Source organism: Acaryochloris thomasi RCC1774, assembly GCF_003231495.1.
Classification (GTDB): domain Bacteria; phylum Cyanobacteriota; class Cyanobacteriia; order Thermosynechococcales; family Thermosynechococcaceae; genus RCC1774.
Genome location: NZ_PQWO01000014.1, coordinates 109,047 through 132,515, shown reverse-complemented (window position 1 = coordinate 132,515; position 23,469 = coordinate 109,047). Strand labels below are relative to the sequence as shown.

16 protein-coding genes and 1 pseudogene are annotated in these 23,469 nt (G+C 52.3%); 9 read left to right on the top strand and 8 right to left on the bottom strand.

Annotated features, from left to right (window positions below; translation table 11 throughout):
• The first annotated feature begins 77 nt into the window (after positions 1-77).
• Entirely contained in the window at positions 78-929 is an 852-nt protein-coding gene (gene lgt / locus C1752_RS19640; RefSeq protein WP_110987793.1) for a prolipoprotein diacylglyceryl transferase, read from the top strand.
• A gap of 56 nt (positions 930-985) precedes the next feature.
• Entirely contained in the window at positions 986-1,789 is an 804-nt protein-coding gene (gene cobM, locus C1752_RS19635; RefSeq protein WP_110987751.1) for a precorrin-4 C(11)-methyltransferase, read from the top strand.
• Between the two features lie 51 nt (positions 1,790-1,840).
• Here the strand turns inward: cobM and C1752_RS19630 are convergent, their stop codons facing one another.
• Positions 1,841-2,206, bottom strand: coding sequence for a hypothetical protein (locus tag C1752_RS19630; RefSeq protein WP_110987750.1), 366 nt, complete (start codon positions 2,204-2,206; stop codon positions 1,841-1,843).
• A 313-nt stretch (positions 2,207-2,519) separates the two neighbouring features.
• On the opposite strand from C1752_RS19630, the gene C1752_RS19625 reads away from it, so the two are divergent.
• On the top strand, positions 2,520-3,584 hold the full coding sequence (locus C1752_RS19625; RefSeq protein WP_110987749.1) for a hypothetical protein: 1,065 nt from the start codon (positions 2,520-2,522) through the stop codon (positions 3,582-3,584).
• Positions 3,585-3,591: 7 nt separating this feature from the next.
• Here the strand turns inward: C1752_RS19625 and C1752_RS19620 are convergent, their stop codons facing one another.
• Complete coding sequence (locus C1752_RS19620; RefSeq protein ID WP_233501751.1) at positions 3,592-4,296, bottom strand: DUF1995 family protein; 705 nt, start codon at positions 4,294-4,296, stop codon at positions 3,592-3,594.
• Between the two features lie 258 nt (positions 4,297-4,554).
• Between C1752_RS19620 and C1752_RS19615 the strand changes: the two genes are divergently transcribed.
• From C1752_RS19615 to C1752_RS19595, 5 genes and pseudogenes are all read left to right on the top strand, one after another.
• On the top strand, positions 4,555-5,028 hold the full coding sequence (locus C1752_RS19615; protein WP_110987748.1) for a GFA family protein: 474 nt from the start codon (positions 4,555-4,557) through the stop codon (positions 5,026-5,028).
• A 199-nt stretch (positions 5,029-5,227) separates the two neighbouring features.
• Positions 5,228-5,693, top strand: a pseudogene (locus tag C1752_RS30340) (carboxymuconolactone decarboxylase family protein).
• The gene (locus tag C1752_RS19605; RefSeq protein WP_110987747.1) at positions 5,693-6,619 is read left to right on the top strand and encodes an RNA polymerase sigma-70 factor; all 927 of its coding nucleotides are present in this window, start codon (positions 5,693-5,695) and stop codon (positions 6,617-6,619) included. The pseudogene C1752_RS30340 and the gene C1752_RS19605 overlap by 1 nt, the downstream one beginning before the upstream one ends.
• Positions 6,620-6,743: 124 nt before the next feature.
• Positions 6,744-7,214 carry an ester cyclase gene (locus C1752_RS19600; protein WP_110987746.1) on the top strand — a complete coding sequence of 157 codons (471 nt, stop codon included), beginning with the start codon at positions 6,744-6,746 and terminating at the stop codon, positions 7,212-7,214.
• On the top strand, positions 7,211-7,714 hold the full coding sequence (locus C1752_RS19595) for a GNAT family N-acetyltransferase (protein ID WP_110987745.1): 504 nt from the start codon (positions 7,211-7,213) through the stop codon (positions 7,712-7,714). Before C1752_RS19600 ends, C1752_RS19595 begins: the two co-directional genes overlap by 4 nt.
• 23 nt (positions 7,715-7,737) lie before the next feature.
• Here the strand turns inward: C1752_RS19595 and C1752_RS19590 are convergent, their stop codons facing one another.
• The 6 genes from C1752_RS19590 to C1752_RS19565 all read right to left on the bottom strand — a co-directional run bounded on the left by C1752_RS19590 (position 7,738) and on the right by C1752_RS19565 (position 20,527).
• Complete coding sequence (locus tag C1752_RS19590) at positions 7,738-9,492, bottom strand: mechanosensitive ion channel family protein (RefSeq protein WP_110987744.1); 1,755 nt, start codon at positions 9,490-9,492, stop codon at positions 7,738-7,740.
• Positions 9,493-9,557: 65 nt separating this feature from the next.
• Positions 9,558-11,177 carry a mechanosensitive ion channel family protein gene (locus tag C1752_RS19585; protein WP_110987743.1) on the bottom strand — a complete coding sequence of 540 codons (1,620 nt, stop codon included), beginning with the start codon at positions 11,175-11,177 and terminating at the stop codon, positions 9,558-9,560.
• A gap of 132 nt (positions 11,178-11,309) precedes the next feature.
• Complete coding sequence (locus tag C1752_RS19580) at positions 11,310-16,595, bottom strand: translocation/assembly module TamB domain-containing protein (protein WP_110987742.1); 5,286 nt, start codon at positions 16,593-16,595, stop codon at positions 11,310-11,312.
• Between the two features lie 191 nt (positions 16,596-16,786).
• On the bottom strand, positions 16,787-18,127 hold the full coding sequence (locus tag C1752_RS19575; RefSeq protein WP_110987741.1) for a TldD/PmbA family protein: 1,341 nt from the start codon (positions 18,125-18,127) through the stop codon (positions 16,787-16,789).
• A 101-nt stretch (positions 18,128-18,228) separates the two neighbouring features.
• Entirely contained in the window at positions 18,229-19,698 is a 1,470-nt protein-coding gene (locus C1752_RS19570; RefSeq protein ID WP_110987740.1) for a TldD/PmbA family protein, read from the bottom strand.
• 43 nt (positions 19,699-19,741) lie between these two features.
• The gene (locus C1752_RS19565) at positions 19,742-20,527 is read right to left on the bottom strand and encodes a DUF429 domain-containing protein (RefSeq protein ID WP_110987739.1); all 786 of its coding nucleotides are present in this window, start codon (positions 20,525-20,527) and stop codon (positions 19,742-19,744) included.
• Positions 20,528-20,739: 212 nt separating this feature from the next.
• On the opposite strand from C1752_RS19565, the gene C1752_RS19560 reads away from it, so the two are divergent.
• Entirely contained in the window at positions 20,740-23,247 is a 2,508-nt protein-coding gene (locus C1752_RS19560) for an EAL domain-containing protein (protein WP_110987738.1), read from the top strand.
• Positions 23,248-23,469 lie beyond the last annotated feature (222 nt).

Here is a 23,469-nt window from a genome sequence, read left to right as displayed (position 1 = left end):
GTGGCGAAATCGCAAATTGCATCAAGCAAAACCCAGGAATGCGATACTAGCCCTTGTGCCCGATCGTTGTCATTTTTATGCTGCTTGCTGCCGCTCAATCGCTCTTCGCATTTACCTTTACCTCTCCCGGAACCAATCTAAAGATTGGCCCCTTGAGTTTGCGCTTCTATGGGCTGTTGATTGCGAGTGCCATTTTGATTGGGGTAACGCTCTCCCAAAAGCTGGCAAAGTCCCGCCGTCTCAATCCCGAAATCATTGGCGATCTTGCAGTCTGGCTCGTCATCGGTGCGATTCCCTGCGCACGCCTTTACTACGTCGCCTTTCAGTGGGACTACTACAGCCAAAACCCTGAGCAGATTATTGCGATTTGGCGCGGCGGCATTGCCATTCACGGTGCGATTATTGGCGGCACGATTGCGGCGATCATCTTCAGTCGTCTGCAGCGCATCTCGTTCTGGCGACTGGCGGATGCCGTTGCCCCCTCACTGATTCTCGGGCAGGCCATCGGTCGCTGGGGCAACTTCTTCAACTCTGAAGCCTTTGGTGCCCCCACAAATTTACCGTGGAAGCTGTTTATTCCTGCCAATAGCCGTCCTGAGGGGCTAGCCAGTGAAGCCTACTACCACCCCACTTTTCTATACGAATCGCTGTGGAATGTGATGGTGTGTGGCCTACTGCTGACGGTGTTCTTCCGGTTCCCGAAGGCAAAGCCCGGTACGCTATTTTTGCTCTACTCCGTCGGCTACAGCGCAGGCCGTTTTTGGATTGAGGGGTTGCGAACCGATAGCCTAATGCTCGGCCCGCTTCGGATCGCCCAGGTGGTCAGTCTGGTGGGCATCATTGGTGGTCTGATTGGCTTGGGCTGGCTATACTACCTCAACCGCTATCTCCCAGATGTTGTTTCCCCTAAAAAACGACCCTTAATCTAAATAACTGATTAAGACCCAGCTCGTTATTCATTGCCAAAACAATCTCTAAACACCCTATGACTGTCACAGCTCTCGATTCTGTCCAGGTTACTCAGAAAGCACTTGCCCCTGCGGTTTACATTGTCGGGGCGGGTCCGGGCGATCCAGAACTGCTGACGGTGAAGGCTCAGAATATTCTGCAGCAGGCGGATGTGATTCTCTACGCTGATTCGCTGGTGCCAAAGGCAATGGTAAAGCTGGCAAAGCCGAATGCTGAGGTGATTCCAACCTCCACCCAGACTCTGGAAGATATTTTGCCGGTGATGATTGAGCGGGTGCGATCCGGGCTTTCCGTCGTTCGTCTCCACTCCGGTGACCCTACACTGTATGGAGCGGTCCATGAACAGATGCAGGCGCTTGCAGCAGCCGACGTGCCCTTTGAAATCATTCCCGGTATTAGCGCTTTCCAGGCTGCTGCCGCCAAACTTCAGGTAGAACTAACGGTACCCGAACTGGTACAGACGATTATTCTGACGCGCACCAGTGGCCGCACCAATGTGCCCGCAACGGAAGAACTCGCTAGCTTAGCGGCCCATAAAGCCAGTCTTTGCCTCTATCTCAGTGCTCGTCATATAGACGTAGCCCAAAAGAAGCTATTGAAACACTATGCGGCTGAGACACCCGTTGCTATTTGCTATCGAGTGGGCTGGCCTGATGAAAAAATTTGCATCGTTCCACTGCATCAAATGGCTGAAGCAACCGAATCTCAAAAGCTGATTCGGACAGTCCTGTATATGATTAGTCCTGCTTTAGAAGGGCATCAGTCAGAGGCGCGGTCTCGTCTCTATCATCCTGATCATGACCACCTATTTCGCCCCTAATCTAGGCACGAGGATCAAGCACTAGCGCGGATCGAGAACAGAGCATTTATCTTAGTCAACTTTAATGTTTTGTTCGCGAACCCAAACAGCATTACCACGTCCGAAGCTAACCATTCTATAGATGCCTCGCTTGACGCTAAAAAGTGAGACGGATGTTCCCTGCTGAGCTGTGCCAACGGCGACGGCCTTTCCGTTTTTGAGCTGATAGAACGGTTCAGTCTTAATAATTCGACCGGATCTGAAGCCTCGTTTCCGTACGGGCTGTGACTTGGAATCGCGCAAACGCGACTTCTCAAGCTGATGTTCAAAGATAGCGTCGTAGATATCTGCGCGACTGGGAGCCGTCGAACTCGCCAATGTCACAGCTACGGCACCGACAATAAGGCCAGATGTACGAATAAAGGTTGTCATCTTCATCTGTTAGCTTTTTACCTGTACCAAGGTTAAGTTGGTAGCTGTGGCCGCTGTCAGCGTGTGTACTTCGATGCTTGATATCTCAGGATATGCTGACGGATGCAGCCAAAACCCTCCATCATCAGGAATATCAGTTTAATTGTACATTTCTCGATAGATAACATTGTCTCAGAAGAAGAGATGCGATCGCATCTCTAATCATTCTGGTTACAGCTATCCATTTCACTCTTAGTCAGTGAACGACTGCAGGTGCTCCATTTTGAATGGCGTAGGATGCAGCGACTTGATTTAACAGATCCCGCCTCACTTAAAGTAGATGCAAAAACCACGGCACTCTATCTATACCCTGTCGCTCTTTTCAGTGCTGGGCAGCTTGACGGTTCTGGGCTGCTCTCAATTCCTGAATACATCCTATGAACCCTCTTCGCCAGAGATTGAGCGGTTAGCTATTGCCACTGCAATGACGCCCGATGCTCAGCAGTTGTTTTACAAACAAGAGCCAAAAATCAAACCCAAGGAACAGTTTCACACCCTCTGTCACAAGTCAGGGCGAGACCGTGAGAAAACGATTATTCTGGGATGCTTTACCAGCAATGGCTATAAAGGCAACATTGTTATTCAATCGGTCACCGAACCGCGACTGCAGGGAATGATGGAGGTGGTTGCGGCCCACGAAATGCTGCATGCCGCCTACCAAGAACTCGGCAAAGCAGAACGTGCTCGCCTAGCGCCAAAACTGAGAAAAGCCGCGCAGCGGGTGAAAGATTCTCATCTATCATCTATTCTGGAAGCCTATGAAGCCGGTGACCCTGAAATCTACCTCAATGAGCTGCATGCCTATCTGGGGACAGAGCTATCTGATTTGGGCGATCCCGATTTAGAGCAGCACTACCGGCAATATTTTCAAGATCGCCAGCAAGTTATAGCCCTTGCCCAGCGTTCCCGTAGCGTCTTGGCTCAGCTTGAGGCCCAGGCTACACAGTTAAAGCCCGAGATTGATGCGTTAGAAGTCAGTCTTAAGGAACAGAAGAACGTTATTCGGCAGGCAGATAGCGAGCTGGATACGCGCCAGCAACGGCTTCAACAGATGAAAGCTGATTTGCGCAGCCTCAAGCAACGGGCGGAAGCCTCACTCCGCCAGGGAGATTCGAGTCTGGTGCAGGAGTTTGAATACCAAAAGGATCGGTTCAATCGAGAGGTACGGCAGTACAATCTGCAAACCCAGAATCTACAGGAGCGGGTGGCTCAAATCAATCAACAGGTTGAAACCTATAAACAGAAGGTGGATGCCTACAACAATCTGGCTGAGACCAATCGCTCTATCCTCAAATCGCTAAAGGTGGAGGAGGCTGAATACGATGTCTCAGAGATCGCACCTTAATGCCGACTTACTGGCTTAAGGCATTAATAAACTGCTGCAGAGATTGAAGGATCCCTTTTTTCGGAGCCTGTGATGGCGAAAGCTTTGACTCCATCATCTCAGCTAACCGCTCATTGCCGGGTCGAGTTTCATTTTCCCCCAACAGCTCGTAATCTCCGGACTCCTGTTCCCACCAGAGCTGCCAAAGGTTAGGGAAGGACCGCAGCAGTACACCCTGCTCTAGGGGCCGCAGATAGTAGCAAATTTCGATGGTGTTTATGAACCGCTCGCGTAGCTGCCGTCCGGCGGCACCGATGCCAATCACGGCGACATCCTGAAGCTGAGGGTTGAGCAAGATGAACGGGCGATCGCCTGCTTCTTCACACATTTTCTCGACACGCTTAATCTCGACGGCTGTGGAGGCCACAATTAGGAAGGCTTGGTCTTCGGGCTGAATCGGCTCCCATAATTCCTCTAGGCCGTACAGCTTACAGTTGATGCCTTCCCAGTCTCGCCGTGCCAGCGCTGCTGCCCCGGCATCTGAGAAAAAGACTTTTACGGTTTCAGCCAGATCTGGATATTGCCTGAGGAACTGCTCGGCCACCGGCATCGCCTTTAGCTCTGGGATGGCTAGCTCTATTTGGAGACGGGATTTTCCGGATGCGATCGCAACCCGCGTCGCCTCAACCGCCTGAGTCACAGAAGCTTCTAAAGTTTGGGGAACAGTCACCATCACCAATCACACAGCTCAACAGCCTTAGCCTTCGGGAATTATCGTTCCAGAGGACTTAATCAAACCATTGTACGTTTATCGCTACGCAGGCGTTTGCTAGAGATGCGATTGCTACCTCGCTTTACAAGGTTGCGATCGCAAAGCAAGGAGCTTAGCTAGACTCTTAATGACAAGCGCTCAAGCAAATATCTCTGAAGCTTGGTTGCATCTCAGGTAGGGTCAGTTGCCCAAACATTAGCCATGAAGAGGTAGAAGCCTATGACAGCTCCATACACCGGGAGGTGTCAGTGTGGACAAGTTCGGTATGAGATTCGGGCTGAACCGCTGACTGTCTATGCCTGCCACTGCAGGGAGTGTCAGCGACAATCAGCCAGCGCTTTTGGGATGTCAATGCCGGTACCCCGTGCTGCCGTTATTTTGCTTCAAGGCACACCGAAACAATGGAGTCGAACGTCCGATAGTGGACGAGAGGTTGTCTGCTTCTTTTGTGGCGAGTGCGGCACGCGGCTGTTCCACAATCCAACTCGTAATCCGCAGATTACCAATATCAAGCCTGGAACGCTGGATGATACCCGTGAGTTACGAGCCGTCGGCAACTTGTGGATTCGCAGCGCTCAACCCTGGATACACTGCAGTGAGGAAACACTAAATTACCAGGGGCAACCTACTCCAGAAGAATATTCACAGCTATTGGACAAGTTCTCTTTGCAGATGCCCGTACGAGAAGAGTAAGACGCTGAAGAAATCGTTGCAGGGATTCAGCAGGGACTGAACGACTTTAAGACAGATCCATAGCGACCTCTCCTGGAGTTTGCGGCCTCTGCTATCAGACCACTGAACAGACCGTTTAGATGTTTCCAGAAACAACTGTCACACTCAACACTCCTGCCCCGTCTATATAGATATGGGCATACAACAAGGAGATACCCCTATGAGCCAGAGACTCGAATTCGGCAAAATCGAGCCAGCCGCCTATCAAAGCATGATGGGTCTAGAACAATACTTAGCCCAAAGTGGCTTCAGCAAAAAGCTCAAGCATCTGATCAAACTCCGAGCCTCTCAAATCAACGGCTGTGCTTTCTGCATTGATATGCACACCAAAGAAGCCAGAGCCGATGGCGAAACCGAACAGCGCCTCTACGCTCTCACCGCCTGGTCAGAAACCCCCTTTCTTCACTCCCGAAGAACGAGCTGCCCTTGCCCTCACCGAAGCCGTCACCCAAATCCATAAACAGGGAGTTCCCGATGCCATCTATGATCTCGCCAGCCAATATTTCACTCCCGAAGCCGTCACCCAAATCTTGATGACCATCATCACCATCAATGCCTGGAATCGGATTGCCATCACCACCCAAATGATCCCTGGCAGCTACCAAGTGACCGAGTCAACTCACTGATGGATGTCTCAACGCTAGAGACCTTTCAGCAATATCAATCGCTGCTGTTTGGCATTGCCTATCGAATGCTCGGCACCATCATGGATGCCGAAGATATGGTCCAGGAAACCTTTCTGCGCTGGCAGCGTGCCTCAAACAATCAGGTTCAATCCCCCAAACGTTACCTGACCACCATCGTTACCCGACTCTGCATTGATCGCCTCCGATCGGCACAAGTTAAGCGAGAGCAGTACATTGGCCCCTGGCTTCCTGAACCCATCGTCACTTCTGCCGCAGATCCTGCTGCCAAAGCAGAACAGGCTGATTCACTGTCAATGGCTTTTCTGGTCTTACTAGAGCGTCTATCCCCCATAGAACGAGCCGTTTTTTTACTGAGAGAGATCTTTGACTATGACTACAACACCATCGGCCTCATCGTAGAGAAAAGCCCCAGCAACTGCCGCCAAATTGCCCGCCGAGCCAAGCAGCGTATTCATGATGTGCGATCGCGTTTTTCTACCTCCCCTCACCAAAGAGAAGAAATCACACAACAGTTTCTCCGGGCTTGCGAACAAGGTGATCTGCAAGGATTGTTGAATCTTCTAGCAGACGACATCACCCTTTATTCCGATGGCGGAGGCAAAGTAGTTGCAGCCCTCAAGCCGCTCCACCGAAACGTAAAAGTGGCTCGCTTTCTGCTGGCAATCAATCGCCGTCAACAAAGGCTGGGACTGTATTCCGAGGCTCAATTCATCCAGGTCAATAGTCAATCTGGTCTGCTTTACACAACTGCAAACACGATTGATTCTGTGATGGCTTTTGATGTTGCCCAGGGCCATATTCAGACCCTTTACTTCGTTCGCAATCCAGAAAAGCTTAGACAAGCGAGCACTGATAGGGATTTTGCGTCCAGAACCACACTTGAAGCATCCAACAGAAGGAAGTGAAGCTTGGAAAGGGATTCAGCCTCTCGTTACCGCAGCATTTTAATAGACTCTCGAAATCTCCACCTGTACATTAGAGTTAGGTAGAACCTAATTGAGCTGAGATTGAACGGGTACAGAGTACGAAATGTCTCAAGATCGCAACCAGACCCAAGTCCTCCAGTTCTATCAATCCTTTGATGATCGCAACATTGACCAAGCCTTAGCCATGCTGGCCCCGAACTTCGTTGCCCACATGGCCGGAATACCAGAGCTGCTGAACGCTGAGGAATTCAAAGCCTTTGGTCAAACCTTCTATACTGCTTTCTCCAACAGCAAGCACACCTTCGATCAGGTGATTGCGACTGATGATCAGGTCGTCACCTGTGGCACCTTCACGGCAACACATCTGGGTGAGTTCCAAGGTCTGCCGCCGACTGGGAAAGAGATTGCGATCGCAATCATGCACATCGACCGCCTAGAGAACGGAAAAATCGTTGAACACTGGGGCCAAGGTGATGCTCAGGGACTGATGCAGCAGCTAGGAATTATTTTCCTTCCTGGTCCTAAGCTGGTACCTGCAATATTCAAGAATCTGAGTTCTAAGCTATTCAAATGACACTTAAGATTCGACCCGCACTTGCTAACGATATTCCGCTAATTGATGCCTACATCCGCAAAAAATCAGAGTTTGATCGTGCGGTCGGTGCCTACCAAGGTGTTTTGGGAGTCACCCCAGACAAGCTACAGCAAACACTGTTCGGCGCTGTTCCCTTTGCCTACGTCCTGTTTTCTGAACTGAACGATAGTCCCGTGGGGTTCGCTCTCTATGGTTTTCGGTATTCATCCTTTGCCGGACAGCCCAGTATCTGGCTTGATGATTTATACATCGATGAAATGCAGCGCAGTCAAGGAGCAGGGGCAGCTTTAATGCACCATCTCGCTCAGATTGCTCAAGAGTATAACTGTACCCACTTAGCTTGGACCGCCGATGCCCGCAATATTCGCGGACTGCAGTTCTATGATCGCATCAGTGCAACGGTGACGGAGCAACGAGGCACTCGTTGTTTTCTCTCCTGGGCACCTAAGGTTGGAGACAGAGCCAAAAGTCATAATTGAGTTTCTAATTGAAGACCTTCGCATTACTCTTCAGATTTGTTAAGGGTGATCCCTGAATCAATTCTCTGTGTGGGATAGCTTGCTCCATTCTCCGTTGTGATTCTCTGTTGAGGGATGCCAATCGCAATGTTAGCCGCATCTAACTGCAGCTTTAGGCGACGACGAAATTCACGGGAAACATTCCACTGAGAGAGCGGCACCGTTTTGATCCAGGTGCGGATGGTCATACCGGTGTGGGTCAGGTTCTCGATTCCTAAAACATCAGGCGGCTCCAGGATTTCTTGGCTCCAGTTGCGATCGCAATATAAATCTGCCGCGACCTGCTTGACCACCGCTAGCGCCTGTTCTGGATCTGCACTGTAGGCCACATCAATAAACAAATCGACCCGCGACCAGTCCTTTGAAAGATTCTGGACGATATCGACCATGCTGTTGGGCACCGTAATTAGGCGTCCTTCACTGTCTCGGAGCTGCGTAATCCGTAGGTTCATATGCTCCACCAGCCCCGAAACCGCACCCACAACGATGATATCCCCCACACCATACTGGTCCTCTAGCAGAATAAAGAAGCCATTAATCGTGTCTTTGATCAGGCTCTGACTCGCAAAAGAGACCGCCAATCCAATCACGCTGACCCCCGCCAGCAGCGGCACCAAGTCAATGCCCAAAACAGCAAGCATTCCCAGCGCACCGATGCCGGTGAGAATGACGACACTCACCCCACGCAGCACTCTAGCCACAGTGGTGATGCGGAGTGTACTGCGCTGCGACCGGATAGAGGGAAGAAAAGGCTGTTGTCTAAACGCAGCAAAGAGTCGGTCAATCAAGACAAAGCTGACTCTGATCAGTAGATAGGTCAGCAAAACAATACCCAGTAGTCGCAAAGGCACCCTCGCACCGATCAAGACCATCACCTGTAGCCACCGGGTCTGAGGGAACAAGCCCAGAATCCTAAAGCTGCCCCCAGCGACTAAGGCAAATTTTCCTAGCTGCAGCAGCAACAGCTTCAGTCGTCGGGTATTGCGCCGATGCTGCAGTTGCTTCCCATCTTTGATCGTGAGGGCTGCATCTTTCGTTTGACCGGCTTCTGTCGCCTCCTCTGCGGCACTTGATGTCGTCGCCGTATCGAATGGTTGAGTCTTGAGGTATCGCTGCCGCCAAGTCATCAACAAGACGCCTCCCAGCATCACGAAGCCAATCCCGGCAGCCCATCGGGCTTGCTGTCTGAGATAATCGGCCTGTCGCTCTTGCTGGGCGCGCTGCAGGGCCTGTTGCAGAAGGGTCGCTAGCTCCGTTGCCCACTGATCTGGGTCGCTAGAATACAGTAGGGCATCTTGATTCGTGACGGTCATCAGTTCCTGGCCGTTAACATAGAGCACTGGTAGCTGCGTGGCTGCGTCAATCTGCTGAGTGACGGTAAGCGTTTCTGGATTTTCTTTGACCAAGCTCTGCAGGCGATCTTCAACGATGCTAATTCGCTGTTTGATGGGAGACGGCGTACCCGAGCCACGGTTCTCTGATTGGATGACAGGTGCCGTAATTGAGACTAGCCGGTAGCCATCCAAGTGGACCATTCCAGTGGCGATATCTTCAGAGCCATTCGCGAACGGAAGCAGGCGCTCAACGATGTTGCCACCCTGGGGCTGGACTGCTTCGGGGGTCGGGGCCGCCAACATGATGGGAGTCGCCATCGAACCTACGAGCATCAGGCTTGCCGGGCCGGGCAGAAAATGGCGACAGCGCATGACCGCTCTCAACAGAGGTAGAGGGTGAGACATGGCGTATCGTTCATGCAAAGTTGTTTTCCCCTAACGTGCTTAACTGAAATTGTTGTGAACAGCAGCTATGGAGCTTCTTCATTAGGCTGAGAGGATTTTGAAGGATGGCCTGCATTTCCATTTAGGAGATGGAGAAGGCCTGCCTCTAGTGACTCAGACAGGCGGATTTCACCTGAACGAACATGCAAATCGCGCTGCGGAAATGGTATTTCAATGTTTCTCTGCCGCAAAATTGCGTCGATGTGGAAATACAGATCGCTTTTAACAAGGAGCTGGCGTTCCGGTCGTCGCAGCCAAATCAATAGCTCAAAGTCTAGCGAACTATCGCCGAAGCCAACAAAGACAACCCTTGGAGGTGGACTTTTGACGACGTCTGTATGGTCTTTAGCGGCCTTCAAGAGTGACTCCTTCACAGCGTTGAGATCAGAGCCGTAGGCAACACCCACAGGCAGATGCAGTCGGGAAGGAGCACGATTATGACTCCAGTTAATGACTTCCTCTTCGAGCAGTCGCGAGTTGGGCACGATGATTGAAATCTGATCAAGGGTTCTCAAAATAATGCTGCGGGCACCGACCCGTTCAACGGTGCCCATATGGTCGTTGACTTCAATAAAGTCTCCGACCTGAACCGAGCGCTCAAATAGCAGCACTAAGCCACTGCCCAGATTTTTAGCGATATCTTGAAATCCGAAGCCAATACCAACTCCCACGGCACTGCCCAAGAGGGTGAGCGAACTAAGGTCCAGTCCCCAAACCTGCAGCAGCACAATGGTGCCGACCACCAGCAGGGCATATTTGACGATTACTGCAACTATTTCCTGGGCGCCTCGTGCCATTCCTGTTCGGGCAAGGATGCGCGTTTGCAGGAGCTGGGTGAGGGTGCCAATCCCTACGACCAAGGCCCAGAATAACGCCAGTAAGATCAGCAGATCGATCAGTGAGAAGGCACTGTTGCTAACGGTGAAGAGAGGGGCCGTAAAGACGGTATTTAAGGCGGTCGTAACCTCATAGCTAAGCTGGCGGGAAGCCGGGAAGAGATTGGCGATGTAGAGAACTGCACTACACCAAAGGACGAGGCGTGCGATCGCAAGTATGGCCCTAAAAGAGAGGCGAATCCCCTGGTTGCCTTCGACTGATTCTGAGGGGTCAGGGAGCTGGTGCAACACCCGCCGCAGCACGAAGGTCTGAAGACGTCCCAAGCCCAAATGAATTCCTAAAGCGGCTAGAGCGACGGCGGCAGCCATGATCCAGGCTTGCTCCCGGTACTGCAGACTGCGTTCAGATTGGGCCGTTGCGATCGCATCCTCCAGCTTATTTGCCCACCGATCGGCCTGAAATTGAGGGGAGATCGCAGCATCAACATCAGCAGCCGTAATCGTCATCAAATAACGATCGTTTAACATCAGCGCTGGCTGATTATTGCGCTCCTCAACCTCAATTCGAGGCTTTTTGTTGGCGCTAACGGCTCGCTCCAGCGGCCCTGCGACCTGCTCTGCCCGCTCCTCAGCTGTAAAATCCCCGGCCTTACCCACCTTGAGAATTTCACGGCCATCCACCACCACTGGCGCTCTGATTGCGGCACTTTCTTGAGCCTGTACAGGAGTCAACAGAGTCCAGCACAGCGACAGGGTAACGACAAACAGAGTTAAACAGGGGAATAAGCGACGCCTGTTGACGATTCTCATAAAAAGGTATGCAGAGAAAGATCCTTTACCCGTTGTAGATCAGGACGAGAACCCTGAAATTAAAATCAGCTAAAACCGTTGCGATAGCCTGTAGCCTATCTGCTTCCAAAGGAAGAGCGACGCTAGCGGTTGCTAAAATCGAATCCGATATTCCAAAGACCCAACGGCCTCACCATCAGTACTGACAGAGGTTCGAGTCGTTAAGTTTCGATTGATGTCGTAGGAAAGATTAACCAGCGTCGGTTCATCGACCCCCGTGAGCACCTGCAGCACCGACACAGAGAATCGATCGGTGACGTCATAACCTAGCTCTGCTCCCAGCGATAGCACCGATCCTTCACCTTCATTGACGTCAGGCAACAACACCGGAAAAGCTCGGAAAGTCGCCCGACTGCCCAGTAAACCATCAAACAGTCCTTGGACACCCGAAAGGGCAGCGGAACCGGCCAGATTAACAGCGGCCTGCTGGGCCTGTCCCTGCTGAACCGCGCTCGTGACCCCACCCCCAAGCAGGGCAATTATTTCACCCTCAGATCGCCTCGGGGAACTGGTGACCTCGACAACATCTTTAAAGTTGCTGACCAGTTCACTGGCGCGACCATCTACCGTTGCCTTGACTCGCACAGACTGAAACGACCCCAGTGCCCCAGCAGGGACCTCTTCTGCCTCATTGAGATCCGTCGATTTCGCCTGGGTTGTCTCTGTGACAGTGGTCCGCATCGCAATATTGAGGTAGGGGTCAAGCCCAAATGCAGGATCAAATTCAGCAAAGCTGTCCCGTCTCGGATCCACACGGAAGCGAGACGTAATCAGGTTAATTGTTCCCTTACGAAAGCGAATCTTGCCCGCCACAACGGGGGCAGTGGCCGAACCATTGATCAGCAAGTTACCGGTCGAAACAAAGCTGAGGATAGGATCTTGGGTCACCCGCACGTTATCTTCTAGCTGCAGCGACAAATTATTGAGACGGATGGGCCGATCGGTGGGGGTTAGCTCCGACAGCGGTACATAGCGACGGGGGCCGGTATTGACCGTTTCTTCTGCTTGAGTCTCTTGAACAGCTTCTTCTTCGTTTGATGAGCCCCCCGCCGCTTTCGCCAGCAAGACTTGCCCATCGCTCAGCTTAACGGTGCCACCAATCGTGGGTTCGACCGCAGCCCCCGTGATCATGACCTGCCCTGTGACGCCGCCTTGGTAAAGCTCAGCAACTGAAACATCAAGACCTTCAATTCCAATCGTGAGGGGCTGAGGAGGGACCATCTTAGGTTCAAAGATGGGAAGGCTCCCTGCGGCCACAATCTCACCCTCATTGTAAATTCCCGTTAGATTAGGAATCGTCACCAGATTGCGATTAAACTGCAGCCTGCCGGTCACGTTGGTGAGTGGATCTTCTAAAGCCTGCGCCTTCAGCATGGCGTCGTTGAAGGCAATCGTTCCATTTAAGAGCGGCTGCTCAAGAGTGCCACGCACCTGTAGATCAACTTCTCCCTGACCGCCCAACCAAGCAACCTGATCAGTCGCTAAACTCACGAGCGCCAAGCCTTCGTTTTTAACTTTAGCCGTCAGTTCAATTTCATCACTGTCTGGAACTGCAAAGCCCAACGCATAGGGAATGTTGCCCGTAATCTGAATCGGCTCTGGATTATCGAGCATGGCAATACTCTCAAAGCGCAGGCGTGCATCCTGATAGCTCAAATCAGCCTCAGCCCTAGCAACAGGAGTTTCACCGAGTCTGGCATCTGCAAGGCTGAACTGCCCCTTCATCTGTGGATCAAACAGACTGCCGGAGAGAATGGCTTTACCGTTCAAGTTTCCGGCGACTTCAACCGGAAGGCTGACAAACTGATTGAGCGGATCCACCGCGACATTATTGACCAGCAGCTCGCCGTTTAGCTCTTCTAATCCAACTTGGCCTGTGAGAATCGCTTGACGATCGCCCGTCGCCAGCTTAATCGGATCGAGACGCAGGGTTCCATCATTGATGCCGCCTGCGGCTACAACCTGCTCTACGCGGTAGTCCCCCAGGACAAAATTCTGACCCCGCAGATCAAAATCGCCCTCGACATTTTCGAAGCCGGACCCAGCGACGCTAATCTGGCCGTCGAATTGCCCCCTGAGATTGGCAATATCTATCGGTGGAGCTGCCCCTTCTTTTGCGGCCTGCTGCTGAGCAATAAGCTGTTCAATTTCAGCAAAGCGCTGGAGCTGGACCTGCAGCGGCGAATTGGGGACTCCCACCGCTGTTGTTTGGACATCAGCCGCCGTTCCGTAGCCCACCGAGTCATCGACGGGGCCGCCGCCGCCGGCTAAGGACTGCAGCGACAGAGCGACAGCCACAACATCTTTGATTTCACCGTTGACAACATTGAGCTGGCCTTCGTAATTCGGAACCTCGCCGGGTTCAAGCTTGGCACTGAGCAGGTATTGGCTATCTCGTTTGAGCAGTTTGCCCTGATCTAGGGAAGCAACCCCGTCCACATAGCGAATATCGCCAGTAAACTGATCGCCCTGCAGATCGCCGATACCGGGTTTATTAATGGCAACGCTGCCGATCAAAGACTGCGCCTTCAAGTTGGCCTGAAAGTCACCAGAGGCCAGCCCCGTCACTCGACCAACACCCCCCGGCTGCAGATTTAAGGCCGTTAGCGGAAACTTCTGTACATCTACTAGCAGCAAATCGCCACGACTGACGCCCTTAGCAATGGCTTCGTCACGCTTCACTAGAAATGATTCAGGCTGTAGGTCGGGGTCTAGGGCAACCTGGATGCGATCGCGATTCCCTCGCAAGTCTAAGTCCACGCCCTGCCCGTAGTTGAGATTGCCCCTGAGCGTGGGTTCAAAGGCAAACTGCGAAACGGCGAAGTCCTTTAGCGCCACAGTGGAACGCAGGTTAATGGCCTCTAACGTCCCGGTCACTCGTCCGGTCAGATTCGCGCGCCCCCTGACGGGAACGGCTGTAGGCGCAAAGGCAGAAAGCGATCGCAAGTCATAATCGCGGGCCAAAACGTTGAGACCCAGGCGCGACTTCTGCGGATCTTGAAGATTGGCTGTAATCGCACCATTGGCTCTGAACCCCGGTGCTGCCGCATCCTTAATAAGGAGCTGGCGACCGTTCCAGCCCACCGCCGTATTCAGCGGTCCTGCAAACAGCGACGGTCCCTGAGGCAAGCCCAGCCCAGAGAAACGAAGGTTACCATCAGCCCGAACCGTCTCAGCACTCAGTGACGCCAACGGCGCAGCAATATCAACGCTGCCGTCGAGCGCACCCCGCACATTTTCAGAAAAGTTGTTGAGCGCAATCCCCGCCAATTTGACATTAGCCTGCAGCCTTTGATCAATCAGCTGACCATTGACCCGAGCCGTACCGTTCGCCACCTGAGACACAATATTCTCGAAGGCAACGATACCGCTGCGTAGACGCAACGTTCCCGTCGTTGGGTAGGTGGCCTGACGCGCCTGGAAGTCAACTTTCGTTCTAATATCTTCTGGCTGACCGGAGAGATTGACCCGGGCAAAGACCGGCCCCACAGCAATAGGGGGAGAGGAGCCATAGAGTCGAGCAACAGCGTCACCCGGAACATTCCGGACGTCAATATTGGCAGCAACTTCTGCACCGGGCGTCAGATCATATCGGGCCTGCCCTGTAATCGTTCCGCCAGCCTGGGGTCGAGCATCAATCTGGGTGACCTGCAACAGGGGCGCGGCAAGCCGGAATTGAGCATTGACCCGTTCAAAAGGCACTCGGTCAATGGTGGTTCCTTCAGACGCCGCCACCTGTCCAGAAATCAGAGGCTTATCGATGGCCCCGGTGACGCGTAGCTCGGGTACCCGAATCTTGCCGACGATAGGGAACGGCAGCGTTTCAGGACCAATCCCTAGAGTATTGAGCGCTGTGTTGGCCTCTACAGCGGTCGTCTTGGCGATGATGTTGTAGCCCTTATCGATATCAATGACGCCATTGGCCTGCAGCGGCACCTGATCATAGCGAGCTGTAATGCCCGAAAGCTCAGTGGTCAAACCACCGGGGAAACGCACGAAGCCATTAGCGTTATAGAACGGCTTCGGCAAGCCCACGATTTGAGCATCAATTTTTTGCATCCGAGCCGTGCCGCGCACATTCGGACGCTTGTCCGGGCGAAGCTGAATATTGAGGTTGGCATCTACTCGCCCCGAGGCAATTTGCACCGGCAGCTCAAAGGCTCCATCCAAGATGGGAGCTGAAATATTGCGGGCCAACAGTAGAACATTAATTTTCTCTAGATCGAGGGACGTTTCTCCCCGTGTCCGCAAGCGGCCTCCAGAAGCGATTTTGCCCTGCGCTTCAAACTGAAGCCGACTTTTGTCTTCGATGAACTTCAGCTTGCCGCTGGTGTTGGTGAGGCGCTGCTGTTGCGATCGCCCATTTTGAAAAATTAGCTGCTCAGGAATGGCCAGATCGGCCCCCTGAAACTGAGCGTCGCCTCCGACTTTGGGCAGCTCATTTTCCGTGTAGGCCACCCGAAAATTGCTCTTGAGTCGCCGCGCCTTCACTCGAATATTTTGCTCAGGGATCTGAACGTCCGCTCTGGCAACATCAGCCTTACCTGTTACCTTAATCGGCTGGTTGGGCTGGTACTCTAAGTCAAAGTTGCCATCGACAATCCCAGAACGAATTCTAATCGGCAGCTCAGCGGGAACGAACCCCAGCAACGGCACCACGGCAAAATCTTGCGTTTTAAGATTGAGCTTCAGCGCTTGACTACCCTGCCGCCACTGACCATCAACGCGGGCAATACCGCCAGAGTCCAGTTCACCCTTACCTTTGACGCCGATCTGCTCTTCACTCAGCTCAACGACACCATCGACATCCTTAACCGTTCGTCCCGCCACCCCAAAGGGGGTAATCACAGCCTGTGCATTCTTGACCCGCAGCGTATCGAGCTGAATCTTCACCAGTGGATCGGAATCTTCCTCTTCGTCTAGAGCCGTCAGTATCCAACGTCCCTCGGCATCTTGATCAACGTTAAGCTTCGGGTCAACCAGCGTCACATCTAAGTTCAACGTCCGGGTCTGAAGCGTCTTCCAGATATCAAAGGAAACATCAACAGCCTCTGTTGTTGCCGTATCGTTGTCGATCACGTTTTTGCCATCGATTTGCGTTTCGTAGGCAGGCAATCCTGAAGGACCAAAGCGCATCCCCGTCAATGAGTACGACTCTAGCTCACCCACCTCAACGGGGCGATTGAGAGACTCACTCAACTGTGCAGAGATAAAGGGCGCTAGATCCTCATTAATGAAGACTAGCAATCGCCAACAGCCCACCGCAATCAGGGCCACCAGGACCAAGAGAGTTCCGATGACGGGCTTGCTAGAGAGGATTAACCAAAATCGACTTGACTGCTGAGGAGGCTCGCCTCCTGAGGGGGCAGTTTGGGACATGAAGCAAAGCTCTCTGATGGGGGGCGGTCGATGGGACTTACGCTACGCAATTTCCACGATCGTTGCATCAATCGTAAGGCAGATTTTTGAATCTACCTTACGAATAATATACCTACAAAGATATACGCTGCGGTTATCCAGCAACAGCAGCGGTTTTATCCAATCTGCTCCAGCCTACTGTCATAGGCAAGCTACTCACCTGTAATCGATAGTCCGTCAACCCACACATGAGGACAGACGCCACCGGGCATCACCTTGGCCTCCGGTTCCACATAGATGATGGCTTTCAACAGCTCACGGAAGTCACCGGCCACGGTAGCGGATTCAATGCTGACGCGCTTGCCTTTATTCACTAACCAGCCGTCAAAGGGCAGTGAGAAAGCACCTTGCAAGGCTTTGACTCCAGCATGAAGAGCCTGCAGATCATCAATGTATACGACGTTTTCGGCATTTTCTAAGCTGTAGGTTTGCTCTGCCGGTGCGCCAGGAGAGACGTGATAGAAGTGCGGTCCAACGGTGACCTTAGCGCCAATATTGGCATGACCCGTAGGCTGAGCGTTCATTCGCTTCGCGGTGCCTGCACTGTGCAGAAAGCTTTTGAGAATGCCGTTTTCGATCAGTGTGACGGGCCGCGTCGGTGTCCCTTCGTCATCAAAGGCTGTTTTGCCGATGTTGCCCGCGTGCAGCACGTCGTCGGTGACGGATAGGAGCGGTGAGGCGAGTTCAGTCCCCAACGAGTCTTCTGTAGATAGACTCCGCTTATCTAAAATGCTTTGGGCGTTGTAGAGATTAGAGAAAGCTCCGAGCAGGCTCAGGAAGGCTTCTGGCGAAAAGACCACTCTGTATTTGCCAGTCTCAATCTTGTCATAATCTAGATGGCTGACGGTCTTTTCGACGGTCTCGTCAAGACAACCCTGAATATCCAATTCGGCAAGATCTGCACTCACCCGGAAGGCTCCAGCGCTGCGAGGGCGCTTTCCTTCTTGCTCTGCCTTGCTGTAGAGATAGACGGAACTGAGCGATCGCGCTTCCTGTCGCATGGCTCCGGCACTGTTGAGGTAAAACCGTGCTGTATCCCTCTGCGCTAGACCGTTGTAGGGCACACCGTTAATTGCAGGGTGGGCTTCAAGAAGCTGCTTTTCAGCCCCTTTCAGATGCTCTAGCAAAGTTGGGATATCAGACTGAGGCACCTTCTGGTGGGTCACCTCTGGCAGGGGATCCTGGGCGGCAGGGCTGAAGTCAGCAACGTTCTCTTTAGCGCCAAAATGACTGGCTTCCTGGGCCAGTTCGAGCGCAGCCTCTAAGCCCGAGGGTTCAACGTCAGTGGTGGTGGTGACGCCCATTGTGTTGTCGTCATTCCAGACGCGCACCATGACGCTGGCTCGGTTGGAAGCTTTGACCTGCTTAGGGTCGCCGTGATCAACCTGAACGCTGGCTTCATCAACGGTGGAGCCGTAGATATCAAATTTTTTGATGCCCAGGGATTGGGCTTTTTGGGTTGCGATCGCAGCTAGTTCTGTAATGTTAGGCACGCCTAATATCCTTCTTCTCTTCTGAATATGACAATTAGCAGGGGTGGCAGAAATGCCAACTTATACGCCAGCGATGTATATCGCTGGCAGCGCAGTTAGAACTAACGACCGCCAACCGTAATCTCATCGACTTTGATGTGGGGCTGACCGACGGTGACATAAATGCTGCCGCTAATGGAGCCGCAGAAACCGGCTGCTAAACCCAAATCTTGAGAACTCATCGAAATTCTCTGCATGATGTCCTTAGCCTCACCAATCAAAGTGGCACCTTTAAGAGGCTTGGTAACTTTGCCGTTTTCAATTTGATAAGCTTCGTCCACTGAGAAGTTAAATTCTCCAGTGGGACCGACGCTACCGCCCCCCATCTTCTTGCAATAGATCCCCTTTTCAATAGAGCCAAAGATGTCTTCGTTCGTGAACTCGCCCGGCGCAATGTAGGTATTCCGCATTCGACTAGCGGCGGCGTAGGTATAGCCCTGGCGACGACCGCTGCCTGTGCGGGGATGTCCGGTTCTCATGCAGCCTGCGCGGTCAGAAAGGAAGTTCTTTAAGATACCGTTTTCAATCAGAAGCGTTCGCTGAACCGGCATTCCCTCATCATCCATATCAATGGTGCCAAAGGCATTGGCGGAAAGTCCTTCATCCCAAGCGGTTAGGTTCTCGTGGGCAATTTTCTCGCCCTTCTTCTCAGAGAAAGGGCTAGTCTTGCGCTCAATTTGAGTGGTTTCTAAGAGGTGACCGCAAGCTTCATGGAAAATGACGCCCCCGAATTCATTAGCCATCACCACAGGGTAATTTCCCGACTCTACGTAGTCTGCATGGAGCATATTACCCGCAGATTCTGCGACCTCTTGAGCATCGTCACCGTACTGCCAAGTGCGTAGAAAATTGGGATTATTGGTAGCCCCGACTCGTTTGTTGATGGAGGCGCGATCGCTTCCTTCTTCACACAGCAGGCTGTAGCCCACAGATTGAGTGAGGCGGATATCGCGGGCAAAAACGCCATCACTAGCGGCAACCAAAACCTCTTGCCAATCTCGGAAATAGGCGGCACGACGGGAGGCGACATGATCTGCAACCTGCGCTAGCTTGCCATTGGCAGCGAGGAGGACGTCGCCCATTTCTTGCATGGAGCTGCATTCTTTCAGCCAGTTATTTTTATCGCCAATGGTGGCGTAGTCCCGGAACAGCTCTAGATTAATCTCGGGGATAAAAGCGCTCGGGCTGGGCAAGCTCAGCCCCATAATGCCTAAAGCTTTTTCCAAGGCGGATTTCAGCCCCGTGAACGTCAGATCATTGGTGCTGACGTAGCAGTCTGCGGTACCGCGAAAGACGCGAACGCCTGCCCCCGTCACTAAACGCGGAGAAACACTACCAATGCCGTCATCTTCGGCGAGGCAGCTAATATAATTGACCCGCTCTAGAAAGAACTCTACGAAGTCTGCGCCTGCTGCACGTCCTAAGCCGAGCAATGTGGAGAGAGGGGCACGCCAGCTTTCGTCGAAACGATCGCGCTGAGCCTCGTACTGAAGCTCGGGGAGTTCTTTGGTCAGCAAGGTTGTTGAGGGCATATCGTGATCCTGAAGAGTTACGAAACGTAAAGATATCGTTTCCTCAGTCTAACAATTCCGGGTTGCCCTGCGGGTAGGGAATCACGATATACCCCGAAGTAATTTTTGTACGGAGGTCGCGGCTGGCTCGGACCTCTGAAAGCTCTAGGTCCGCCAATACTAAATTTCGCTGATGCCCCCAATACCACCAGTAAGCTGCGATGTAGGCACAGATTAAGCTATCGAGCTGATCTTCAACGGCTTTTAAATCGGTTCCTTTAGTCGGAAGTTCGGGAAGCTGTTCAACAGTAAGAGGCGGTTCCTGCTCAGGCAAACGCATCAGAATCAAATGGCGGAGGCGGTCGAGTTCAGCACGGCGCTCGGCAATCTTTCCTTTTTTGTATTTCAGAATTTGGGGCAGATCGAAAAGGCCAATCATGGCGGCGTGGGGATACACCTCAATTTGATAGCGGTCCAATTGCTGTGGCACGATTCCCGGAGCGTGATTGAATCCGCGATCGCAAAGGGACTGACTGAAACCAGTGGTGCGCTCAGCAAAAGAGGAGTTGAGGTTTGCAGGATAACAGCCCGCATGGTAGCGACCAAAGTATTTGTGGGCTTTGCGATCGCATCCCCGCATTCCCACTGGATTCGTAATCTGAGTCGGGGCATCCACCGCCACCATTCCAGAAGCATCCGGTGGAACCCAGTCATCGACCCAAGCGAGAATCTCAGGCATGGGTTGTAGGCAGTCAAGAGCAAGCAGATGAAGGCGATTGCTGCGCCACTCTAGGCAACATAGTCCCGTCGCCCCTGACACCCAACCCAAATCAACCCCGAGAAATCGCATATCGACACCAAGCTCAACCGCGTCAGACGAAAGACAACTTTTACTCAAACATAAAGATATACGAACTTATCTTTACGTACATCAAGAAGCATTGGCCATTGCCAAGCAAAGTAAAGGTTCATTATCCGACTGTCAAAAACAATTTTTTTGACGGGTAGCTTAAGTGCGGGAGCAGGAATTTAGATTTATTTTATTTTGTGAGAGTTAAATATATGGGTATTTGTGGGCAAAGCAACTCTAGCTCCCTTCGTTGTCTCTCTGGCCGTAACGTGAGGGAGCGTTCCCCTCAAGAGCAGAATTTTTCGCTAGAGCTACAGATACAGGCTGAGCGCGAGCAGCTACTGGCAGCTATGGCCCTACGTATTCGTCAATCGTTGAACCCCTCCGACATTCTTGAAGCAACGGTATCAGAGGTTCGCAGATTCCTTGAAGTTGAGCGGGCCATCGTTTATCGCTTTAACGCAGACTGGAGTGGTGTTGTCGTCGCCGAATCTGCCTCAGAACATTTGCCCTCTCTGCGAGGCCGCAGAATTCAGGACCACTGCTTTGCCCAAGACTGGACCTCTCGGTACATCAACGGTCGGGTACAGGCCACCCCTGACATCCATACAGCCGAAGATTTATCACCCTGCCATATTGCCCTACTGACGTCCCTCAACGTTAGAGCGAACTTAGTCGTTCCGATTATTCTAGAAACACAAGAGTCTGGTTCTTCTCTTGATAGAGCGTTTCGGATTGAGCAGCAGACAGAGCCAACAAAACGGCTCTGGGGTCTGTTGTCAGTTCAGCAAGCCTCGACACCTCACCAATGGCAAATCGCTGAGATTGACATCGTCGAGAAATTAGCCGTGCAGGTCGCCATTGCCCTGCAGCAGGCAAAGTTGTATACAGACGCCCAGGCAGAAATCATACGCCGGCAGCAGGCCGAGGCGAAGGTGCTGCGGATCAAAGCTCGACTAGAGGAGCAGGTTTATCAACAAACCGCTCAGTTAGAGGCTACAAACCGCGAACTCAAGCGTGAAATCGTAGAGCGGGAACAGCTAGAAGCCGATTTATTTCGAGAGAAAGAACTCGCCCAAATTACCTTAGAGTCCATTGGCGATGCGGTGATCACCACCGATTTGACGGGCAACGTCCAGTATCTCAATCCAGTGGCTGAAAAGCTGTTGGGGTGGTCGAAGGCTGAAATCAAGGGTCAGGCTTTCACCGACATCTTTCAAATTGTGCATGAGCAAACCCGTCAACCCGTTATCAATCCCGTCGAACAGGTTTTAAAGGAAAACAAAATTTGCTATCTGGCAGATCACACGGTCCTCATTTCCCGCGATGGCACTGAATATGGCATTGACGATTCAGCCGCCCCCATTCGAGATCGCAACGGGCAGCTCATCGGTGCCGTAGTCGTCTTCCACGACGCCACCCAATCTCGTCAACTCACCCAAAAGCTATCCTGGCAGGCCAGCCACGATCCGCTGACCGGCTTAGTCAACCGACGCGCCTTTAAGCAGCGGGTCACCCACCTGCTCGCCACCCAAGCAAATCAGGAGCACGCCCTGTTTTACCTCGACCTAGATCAGTTCAAAGTGGTGAATGATACCTGTGGCCACAGTGCCGGAGATCAGCTCCTGCGCCAGATCACCCGCGTCATGCAGCAGCGCGTGCGCTCCACCGATACCCTTGCTCGTTTGGGCGGCGATGAATTCGGCTTACTACTAGAGGGATGCTCACTCAAGCAGGCCACAGCCCTCGCTGAGTCCTTGCGGGCCATGATTGAAGCCTTCCGTTTTAACTGGGAAGACAAAACCTTTAATGTCGGCGTCAGCATCGGGGTCGTCGGTATCGATCACAATAATCAGAACTTAGCCACCATTCTCAGTGCTGCCGATGCAGCTTGCTACATGGCTAAATCCAAGGGCCGCAACCGCGTCCATGTTTGTCAGCGTCACGATGTCGAGCTGGCAGAGCAGCGGGGCCAGATGCAATGGGTCTCACGGCTCCATCAAGCCCTGGAACAGAATCATTTCCGCCTCTATGCCCAAGAGATTGTGCCCCTGCATCACTCTTCTTTAGCGCATCACTGTGAAATCTTGCTGAGGTTGTCCGATGTCCAGGGTGATGTGATCACGCCCGTCGCCTTTTTGCCTGCCGCAGAACGCTACGACCTAATGCCTGCAATCGATCGCTGGGTCGTCCACAACTTTTGTGTCCAGTATCAGCAGATGGCTCAGAAAAGAACAAGCTCCGCTTCTCCAGCTCTGTACAACATCAATCTGTCTGGGGCGAGTATCAAAAACGACAGCTTTCTCAGCTTCATCAAAGCGCAACTACTCAGATATCAGGTGCCACCGGAGCAAATCTGCTTTGAAATTACGGAAACGATAGCGATCTCAAATCTCAAGCAGGCCGTAGAGTTCATGCAAGACCTAAAGCAGTTTGGATGTCGTTTTGCTCTAGATGATTTCGGCAGTGGAATGAGTTCGTTAACCTATCTCAAGACATTGCCCGTCGACTACCTCAAAATTGACGGAAGCTTCGTTAAAAAGCTGGCTAGCAACCAAACAGACGTCGCTATTGTGGAATGCTTTAACCACCTCAGCCATCGACTGGGGATTCAGACCATTGCTGAATGTGTTGAAGACCAACAAACTATTAAACAGCTAAAGCTGATCGGGATTGATTTTGCCCAAGGCTATAGCATTGTCAAGCCTCATCTTCTATAGAACGTTGGCTTCTGACACTATCAATGCGCTCTCCAATAAACGGAATCATCCGTGGGTTAGCCATAGCCTGTATGATTGACTGCGACTAGAATCATTAAAATGCCCACTAACCAGAGATATAGCAGTGCCGAGTTAGGCTGAGCCTTGCTTAGCAAATCCAGCATTCAGCCATTTTAGTGGCTCAATTCATGCACGTACTGCTATAGCTCCCGGCTGGTCTGC